This window comes from Anaeroglomus insulsum (assembly GCF_050689095.1).
GTDB lineage: Bacteria > Planctomycetota > Phycisphaerae > Sedimentisphaerales > Anaerohalosphaeraceae > Anaeroglomus > Anaeroglomus insulsum.
The window spans coordinates 162842-172298 of sequence record NZ_JBOGCL010000009.1; the positions used below are offsets into that span (position 1 = coordinate 162842).

Sequence of the window (9457 nt, forward strand, 5' to 3'; positions counted from 1 at the left end):
GATGGTTATTGTCCCGGGGTAGGGGTTATTGCCTGCCAGTTGGCATAATCATTGCCATACGCCGAAGGAGTAATACGTCCCAGAGCTTTGCCCGTTCCATCCGGCGATGTTGGCCACGGAGCATCATCGTCATAATTCACACGGTCCACACGAATATAATACCGTATCCCATTGGCTGTATCACCCGGCTTAAGCAGTTCCAGCCTTTCGCCGCCATTGGACAGACTACCCGAAGACCAAACGGCATATTTCAGACCTGACGGGATAGAGCCAAATTCACTCTGGAATGCCGCCAAATTCTTAATCAGCAACATCTTTTCGCCGGGGGCAAGCCAGGTATCGACAGGGATATTCAATAAAATGCTGCTGTCTTCATCCACAAATCGCCATGGAATCACTTGTCCAGCATCGGACAGCCATAAATCGACTGTCTGGCTGCTGATATTCTGGATTTCCACATACTCTGCGTCTCCGTTGGACAGCGGATTGTACATAATCTCAGTGATCACTACCGGGCCAACCAGTGGAGCCGCATTGGCAGCATTCGGCGTATTGCTGGTCATTAATACAAAGTCATAGCCGCCTGAGGTTTTCTGGTAACGGCCAAATGAGACACCCGTTTCTGAAGCCCCGAATTCCTGCTTTACGCTATAACCCGTCATAACCCCGCCCACAGCCGCAGTCAGGCAGACTTCTTCCCCGTTTTCGCTTAGGCGGAATGCGGTACCAAAATGGGTATCTTCATAAAGCACCAGGTATCCATAGCGAGGAACAAACAATCCATCCGGGATTTGATATTTTTGCGGAACAGCGGCATCATCACTGAGATACCAGCCGCCAACCGAAATCGGCGAATCGGTTGTATTATACAGCTCGATCCAGTCCGGGGCGTTATCATGGGAATGTGCCAGAATCTCGTTGATGACAATACTGCCGGGTGCCAGCGGGGTGTCTGTCCGGCCGGGAGAGCCGCCAGTGTAGGTACTGGGAGCCCAGCCGGTTTTTTGACTCCACAAAGTCAGATCTGCACTGGTCGGATTGAGCATCGTCAGCGAGAATCCATCGCCATCGGTCTGCGGATACCATGAATCCTTGTAGGCAAACGACTGGATAACCGCTCCGGCAGCATCGAGCAATTGAATCGTTTCGCCGCTATTACTCAGTTGTCCGGAGGTCCACTGAATCACCGGAACCCCGGCAGGTATCGTATACGCGGATTCAAACCGGGGTTTGTTATTGACCAGCAGGACAAATCCATTCGGGGCAACATCCACGTCGTCAAAGGTATGTGTAATTCCTCTGTCGAAGGCAACCCAATTCAGATTGATCGTCTCAGTCCCAACGTTCTGTAATTCGATAAATTCCAGATTAGGATCCTGGGGATTATACATCAATTCAGTGATGCGAAGGCTTTCTTTGATCGGGCCGACGGCAAAAGTGGCCTTGTTGACAGCGGACCATTCGGAGCCGGTAAATACCCGGGCTTTGACCTGAGTGCTTTTCCTTAGCGTCACCGGCGACGTATAAGTCGTCGCAGTCGCCGACGGCGTGCCGATGGACATCCTGCCAACCAGTTGGGCCGAAATCAGGAAATCGCTGCTGGTACTGACATTATTCATCCCCTGAATCGCCAGCACATTGGTTCCAACCTGAAGCTGATTGATATACGCACTCAAATCAAATATCGCCGGTGTCAGAGCAATACTGTCATCGCGGTATGTCGCTGCAGCAGTGTTCCAAACCGGTGCAGACGCCGTAGCCACATTATCCCGTGCCACTTCTTTACCGTTGAGAAAGACGACGATGCCATCGTCGTAGCGGATTTTCAGAAGCAGCTGCGTAATCGCCTGGCCGTTATACTGGAAGGGAATGCGAATATAACAAGACGTATTGACATTATACATCTGGGAACCCACATTGATCCCGCTGCTGACATAGCTGGAAAAGTTTACGGCATCGCCGGGATTGCGCTCATACGCGACCGCCCCGCTGCCGGTAATCCAGCCGGTTGGGGTATACGTACGGCTCGCCCAGACATTTTCCGGAATCGACAAATATTGTCCGGCAATGACAACCGGTCCGCTGATCCCAGGCCCGGACCAGGCAATACTCAGATGGTCGCCGCCGGCATGCTCTTTCTGAATCGCCTCGATATAATACGCATTTCCGGCAGTCAACACTCTCGACGTCGATTTCTGGCTGCTGTAGGTCGTCCAGGTATTCGGATTCACCCAGGACGAGATCGAAGCAACCACCGATGCGTTGGCTTCTGTTGCATCGGTACTGAGCAGCAGCTGACCATTGTCATCGCTGGCAATCCAGAAGGTGTAAGATCCTGTCGCCGGAGGATAAACCAGCGCCCGGACACGTGTTCCATAGTAATCCGCCCAGTTGATCGCCGGCATCTGGAAGCTGTTCCAGAATTCCACTTTGCTTGGCATATTCGGGTAATTCGCATTTCCGGTCAGGCTGGCGATGGTATCTCCGCTAATGCCTGTCCAGGTCTCGGCCCGTACCGTACCATCGGGAACATAAATGTTCTGCGTTGGAATCAGCACCTGTTTAGCGGCGTTTTCAGCAACCAACACCACTTCTGTTCCGGCCTGATCATCCGTCGGGGCCTGGCGGGGGTCGGACCCGTCCAGCGTATAGTAAATCGTCCCGCTGCTGTTAGGATTGGTTATCGATAAGGCGTAATTGGATGCAACATATCCCCCCTGCTGACCATACTGCGGCGCATCAATTGCCGGGAACCATTTGACCGAACGGAATTGGTCGCGGACGCGGATTTCGCGTAATTGCATCGGCCAGTTCTGATACCCATTGGCAGTGGGGTCGGACAATGTCGAGCTGGTTCCATAAATATAATTATGCAAAAATGTCAGGGCTTCCAGCCAGGTCTCTCGTGTCCGTGGCGTCGATACCGTCGCATCGCCCCAGCGGGCAGATTCGGCAATAATCGCCATATCGATCTGCGAGGCCAGACCTGTCATCGTCTGCCAGACCCTGTCAGCACTGAGCAGACCGCCGTTGAAGAATAATTCCTGGGTTCGGTCAGCAAACCGCAGGCGATATTCGGGGTTCTGATTGGCCAGCTGTTCATGCAGCCAGTGCGGGTTAAAATAGGCAAAGTTAGCCCCTGCCGTCGTCAACGGCGTCACCATATTTTCACGCCGCGAATCCCCGGCCTCATAGGCACCAAACGTATGTTCACTGTCGTGCTGTATCCACTTGAAGCCATCCGGGTTATTGCGATTGTAGATGCCAAAGAAATTATTGGTTGCTACAAAACGCGAACCGGCTCCGTCACCATCGGAACTGTAGTAATCAATCAGCATATAATCGATCAGATTATCCACATCCAGAAGCCGTTCATAAGCCGGATTGCGGGTCCCGTCCGGATTCATCCCCTGAAGAGCGTAGTATTCGGTAATGGACCCTATCCCGTCGATAACCGCATCATAAAGACGACGATAGGCATCCATATTCCCATCCGTTGCAGCCACTGTACGACCCACGGTAATATCCGGCTTGACCACATCATAATCGTCTTTGACTCCGCCCAGATAAGACGCGGCAAACCGTGCATCCGGACGTTCCTCCGTCTGATACAGTCCCCAGTACTGACCGTTGATATACAGATGATAATATCGTCCGCGGGTGTAAGGATGCCCCAGCTGCCCTTGAACCAGCCGGGAATATTCATCCCGAACAAAGGTATTCTGGGTATTAATCGAAGCAGACAGCCAGCAGGCCGACCATCCGTAGTTGGCCGCGGTCCTTAAATCGATCTTGTCGAATTCATCGGTGCCTTCCTCGCCAAACAGCGGATATTTCAGCTTGCCTGCCCCATACTGACTGCGGAAAAAGAATCGCAGCGCATGCTTGGGATTGTTGGCGTTCCGGCTGGCACCCCCGCGAATGCGCATCCCGCAGTCAATCTGAAATCCATCCGAACCGTCCGGATTAATCAATTCCAGCGAACAGGGACGCTCAAAGGAATCGCCATCGGATCGCGTTGTGTTACCGGTATTGACATAGACCCCCTGAACCGGGTCAAACAGATATTTCAGGTCCGTCACCAGCGACAGGGTCGGAATAGCCAGCAAGGCCTCATCCATCAGCGACGAATAGACCGCATGATTGATAATATCCGGATCCATCCCATAATCCATAATATGGCTATTGACGGCTCTGCTGGCAGGCCAGCCCGGGCCGGGCAATTCGCCATTGGGCGACTGGGTTATCACATCGCCGATGAAAATATAGGTTTGGGTATCGACATTACCGGGCAGCCAGCCGGTCTTAAAGGCGGTCGCACGCAGTGTCGTTGTCTTGCTGATGTGGATGGGGGTATCGGGATTGTAAACAAAACCGTTTTCCAGAGTCGGCGTGCTGCCGTCCAGCGTATAACGAATCGTGGCTGTCGGGTCGTCGGTGGTAATGGTAACATCGAAGGGAGCCGTGAAGAATCCCCGCTTGACGCTGAATTGTGTATCCGGAGCAATGCCCATCGCGGAATTTTTGTTGGGTCGGTTGGGTGTTGCCGGATAGAAATACCGATGTTCGGTAAAATAGCCGAACAGACCGTAGGAGACGTTGGTTTCCTGCGGCGGATACCCCCCATTGACATCGCGATATTCCGATACTATTTTCCCTCCGGGAGCAACCAGAGCCAGATACTCCCCGCCCTCCGACAGCGAAAAATTGGTGTGAATGTAATCTCCGCTGACATGATCCTTGCCGCTGGCATAAATCAGCAAATACGACTTGGGCTGTAAAATAACATGCGAAGGAAACGCCCATTGCGTCAGATTGTCCGGATTATCAGTAAGATACCAGCCGTTCATGCTGATGGGAATATCCGAAACATTATACAATTCAATCCAGTCGGTCGATTCGCCGGTTTCGTCGAAAACCTCCCAGGATTCGCGCGAATCATCAGGGTTGGTGCTGGCATTCTGGGCCATAAACTCATTGATCACAACCGGCCCAAAGGTATCCAGCCATGATTCAGACAGAATGACCAGATCGGCAAAGTTCACCCCGTCATCTCCAATCAGATCCCCACAATACAGGCCGCTGCATCCGGCAGGATCCAGCCACTGCATGGCAAACAATTGCAGATCATCAAGAGTGACTTCGCAATCCCCATTAATATCGCCGGCCGGACAGGGATGGACGACATAATCGACAATAAAAACAGACAGAGGCGAAACATAGCCGTTGTTATAGTCAGGATCGGCACTGACAATCCCAAACGCAACAGAACATACTTCATCCCCCTCTTCAAGGTCATCCTGAACCGCCACCAGCTGCACTGTCTGTGCCACCGCCCAGTTGGCCGGAGTAAAGGTCAGGGTAATCGGATCCCCGGGGAAACCACCATTCAGCTCCAAATCGCCCGTCTGAGGGGTCAGCGTAACCTGGACGTTGGCTGTCGGCTGTTTTTTAAGCACAATCGAAATGGAATCGGCAGTCTTGCCTTCTTCAACAGCTGTTGCCCCGCCGGTTTGCTCAATATCCAGCAGTGTTAATGGAATGGTATCCGGCCCGCGGTTATAACTGACCTGAACCTCCGCATCGGTCATCGCATGATTCCAGATGCGAAATTCATTGTAGCTGCCGCAGAACATCGGATCTATCCATTGCGAACGTCCAAGCCAGTTATTGTTATCCGTCATCGAAGCTAGGGCAAAATGAATTGATCCGCTGGCCACCCTGACGCCATCCAGATACATCACTGTTTCAGCGGTATTTTCATTCCAGGTAACAACAACATGATGCTGACCAGAGCCAAAGACCGGTCCGTCCATCACCCTTTCATCGGACGAGGGACCATAGCGGTAGCCAAAGCGAAGGACACTGGCTCCACCCAGAGGGGTTGCAAAAAAATACGTGGTATTGGCAGAACTGGCCGAATAGCCTTCTCCGGCACTACTGGTGCCGAAATCAAAAATACGCTGCCACATCGAACTGCCCGTCCAGGTTACCCAGGCTTCGAAAGTCGCCTGCTTTCCCAGCGAGGAAATAATGCCGTTAGGCAAATCGACATAATCAATGGCTGATCCGCCCGAACTCTGAGAACCATTATTGCCCAGGATCAGTTGACCATTGGCAAAGCGGGCCTGACCCGTACCATTGATCAAAAGCCCGTGGGCAGTCCCGATACTGTCATTGCAGGTGCCGCTGAAACTGTAACGGTGAACCAGCTCTGCCGGAACTTGGCAAGTCAGAATCACCGCGAACCATACTGTCACTATCCATCGGTCCATATCCATACCCCTTACAAGGTCCCATAACTTGTATTGCCTGACTACAAAGCTTATAAGTCAGCTTTATTATTTCGTCTAAACAGACCCCTCGATTGACCGAATACCCGGAAATCCGAAATTTCCGGGATTATACTTATCGCCTGATATAACCCATTTTGTCACGGCTCAATAGCGTCCAGCAACAGCTTTGTCCCCGCTGCTGCGTAGGGGTCGCAACCCCGTGATGGCCCGGCATAAAACGGCCTGTGGCCGTCGCGGGATAATCATACCCCTTGGGTATACAATCTGGCACTCCTGAATCTGTCACTTAGCCGCTGACGCGGTTTGAACCGTATACTCCCCATTTGGATGAATCCAGAGCATCTCCGTATCTCGCAGGAAATTCATCTTCGCCACAGCAAAATCCGCCATTGCCGTCACATAGCCTTCCTGAGCAGAGTAATAATCTTCCTGAGCACGCAGCACATCGCGGGTGTTGGCCCGGCCATGCTGCATCAGCAGCAAAGTCGTATCCAGACGCTGCTGGGCCAGCTTTTTGGCGTTGACCTGCAACACACTGCGATCGTGAGCCTCTTCCATATCACGCCAGGCTTTGCGGACCTCGGCAATGACCTGATCCGTCAATTGCAGATGAGCACGCTGCTGCTGACTCAAGGCAATCAAAGCCCGTTTATAGTTGTTCCGTTCCAGCAGACGGTCCATCGCAAAATCCGCTCGCAGACTCAGTTCATAGCGATCCTGAGTCCGCTGTAAATCACCTGGATCGGCCCCAAAGGTCATTCGCCCCCGGGAGGCCGGAGAGGCCAACCCGACGACCGATAAATCCATTTTCAGAGCATCCGCCGCCACCTCGATATGCCGATAGGCATCTTCCACCTGGTCAGACATATTCGCCAGGTCCAAACGCTGACACTGAGCCGCATCGATGGCCTGCTGTTCGGTCATCATGATTTCGCACTGACCGAAATCTTCCAGTGCCTGCCACTCTGCCGCGTCGGGTTCAATATCCACATCCGGCGGAATCAGCAGACGCAGCTTGAATAAATCCAGCATTTCCCGGTAGAGACGCTGCGTTTGAGCAAAGCCATCTTCGGCCTTCAGGATATCCTGACGGGTTTCTTCCAGTTCATGCTGGGCAACAAAGCCAAACTGGCTGAGATGCTGCATCTTTTGATACAACTGCTTGAGCTGCTGGATATTGTCCCGGGCATAACGCACCCGCAGTGCATATTCCATCAGGCGATAATAATCACTGACCACCGAGACCGTAAACGTCTTGCGAAAACGATTAAATGACCGTATCTGATAGAGCGTATTGCGCTGGGCCTGGGTCAGGGTTTCCAGCACCACCTTGCGATCCGCCCCCCGCAGCAGCGGCTGGGTAATGGCAGCCTGAAACAGAGATGCCCCGCCGGTTCGGTAGCTGCCCGACACCACATCAAATGACCCAAGAGTCAAATCCGTCGTAAACAGCGCTCCGGTTGCCAGGAGCTTCTGAATGCCAACAGTCCCCTGTCCGCCGCGGATTTCATTTTCATAAGGACGAGCCGAGCTGGACGTGGTATTGCGTACCATGCTCTGCCCGGCGGCGGCTGAGGCAAACGGAGTAATCTCGTACAGGTGTTCCGCCTCGGTCTGATCCAGACCAACCAGGTACAACTGTTCCCGTGCCGTCTGAAATTCCGGACTGGCCCAGGTTGCCAGCTGAACCGCCTCCGACAGCGTCAGGGTACCTTTCTCACATACGCGCGGCAAAATGGTACTGTTGAGGGATTGAGCCCCGCGATCAATTTGATAATCCGTACGAGCACCAAAGGAGTCCTGCCACTGATTCTCGATAAGACGATAGACCTGCTCATCGGCCTCTTGACCCGCCTTCTGACGGTCCATACCGCAGCCGACCAGTCCTGCGGCCAATACGGCAAGACACAACCCCAACCCCAGATGCGACAGACTCACATAACGGAACAGGCTATGGGTTTTTGGATAAGACATCTTTACCCTGAACAATATCATGATATTCTATGTGCATATTTACAGGCCGCGAATGCCGACCAGTTCATTGGCCATCAGACTGACCCCCTGCGGTACTGCAATACGAACAGGCCTGCCCCACAAAGGCAGCTTCGGATCGACCCACAACTGTGCAGGAATCTGCTCAAACGCCGACCCAACAGAAACCACCTGAGACCGAATCACCGAACGAGGAATGGTTGATTTAATCAACTCAACCGGCATATTTTCCTTGACCAGTCCCGCCTTATGCTGATCCAGCCAGATCATTACATATTCGGCATCCGGACTGGTCACAGTCAGGATGGGAAGTCCCGGAGTAATAGACTGCCCTTCACTGTATGCAATACTGCCGACAACGCCATCGATTTCGGCCCGAACCGCCAATTGACTAACCGGGGCAAAGCATTCTTCGATGTATTTTTCCTGGACCTCGACAGCCTTTTCAAACGGTGCCAGCTGCCGCTGAAGATAATCATCACCCAATACGACCTGCTGCTGCTGTTCCAGTTCTTTCTGAGCCAGAAGCAGGTTTTCCTGGGCCTCCTTGACCAACTCCTCTTCGGCGCGAACCTTGCGGGCCATGCTTTCATGCTCCATCCGAATACGCTGAACCTCATAGGAATCGACAGCTTGACGCTCCAGCAGCAGTTCCAGGCTGTTCTTCTCCAGCTCCAGCCCGGCCAGCATACCGCGATCCGCTTCCAGGGTTGCCTTGGCATCCAGCAAATCCAGCCTGGCCCGTTCCACATCCAGGGCCAGCCGGCGATAGGCCAGGCTCTGCTCGGACTGCTGGACCTTCATCGTATTGTCAAACTCGGCCTGCATGGCATCCAGCTCCGCTCTGAGTCGCTCCACTTCCGCACGAGCCGTGGCCCGCTGAGCCGCCGCCAAAGAACGGGCGTATTCATTTTCCAGAGGATTGCCCAGCTCAATCAGCACCAGCAAATCCCCCTTGCGAACCGCCTGGCAGGGCTGCACGTAAATACGCCGGATAGTGGCATTTTCCACAGCCATAACAGTCTGACTGGGGGCATAGGCAATCCCCTGGACTGTAAAGCTGCCAATCCGCTGGGTGTAGAGCACCACCACGGCGCCAACTGAAGCCAGCCAGATAATAACCGGCAGAATCCCTCCAAATGTTTTACCTGCTTTCCGAGCCATTTCTG

The 9457-nt window shown here is 53.2% G+C and carries 3 protein-coding genes; all 3 read right to left on the minus strand.

All coding sequences use genetic code 11. The features are described from left to right. Positions 1-5 precede the first annotated feature (5 nt). Entirely contained in the window at positions 6-6275 is a 6270-nt protein-coding gene (locus tag ACQ9LF_RS09630; RefSeq protein ID WP_462489184.1) for a lamin tail domain-containing protein, read from the minus strand. A gap of 303 nt (positions 6276-6578) precedes the next feature. Further along, on the minus strand, positions 6579-8270 hold the full coding sequence (locus tag ACQ9LF_RS09635; RefSeq protein ID WP_462489185.1) for a TolC family protein: 1692 nt from the start codon (positions 8268-8270) through the stop codon (positions 6579-6581). A gap of 39 nt (positions 8271-8309) precedes the next feature. Next, positions 8310-9457: HlyD family secretion protein (locus ACQ9LF_RS09640; protein ID WP_462489186.1), on the minus strand; the 1148-nt coding region annotated here is incomplete at its 5' end.

Excerpts from the sequence above, each read along its gene's own strand:
- ACQ9LF_RS09630 (WP_462489184.1), bottom strand. The coding sequence starts at position 6,275 with ATGGACCGATGGATAGTGACAGTATGGTTCGCGGTGATTCTGACTTGC.
- ACQ9LF_RS09635 (WP_462489185.1), bottom strand. The coding sequence starts at position 8,270 with ATGTCTTATCCAAAAACCCATAGCCTGTTCCGTTATGTGAGTCTGTCG.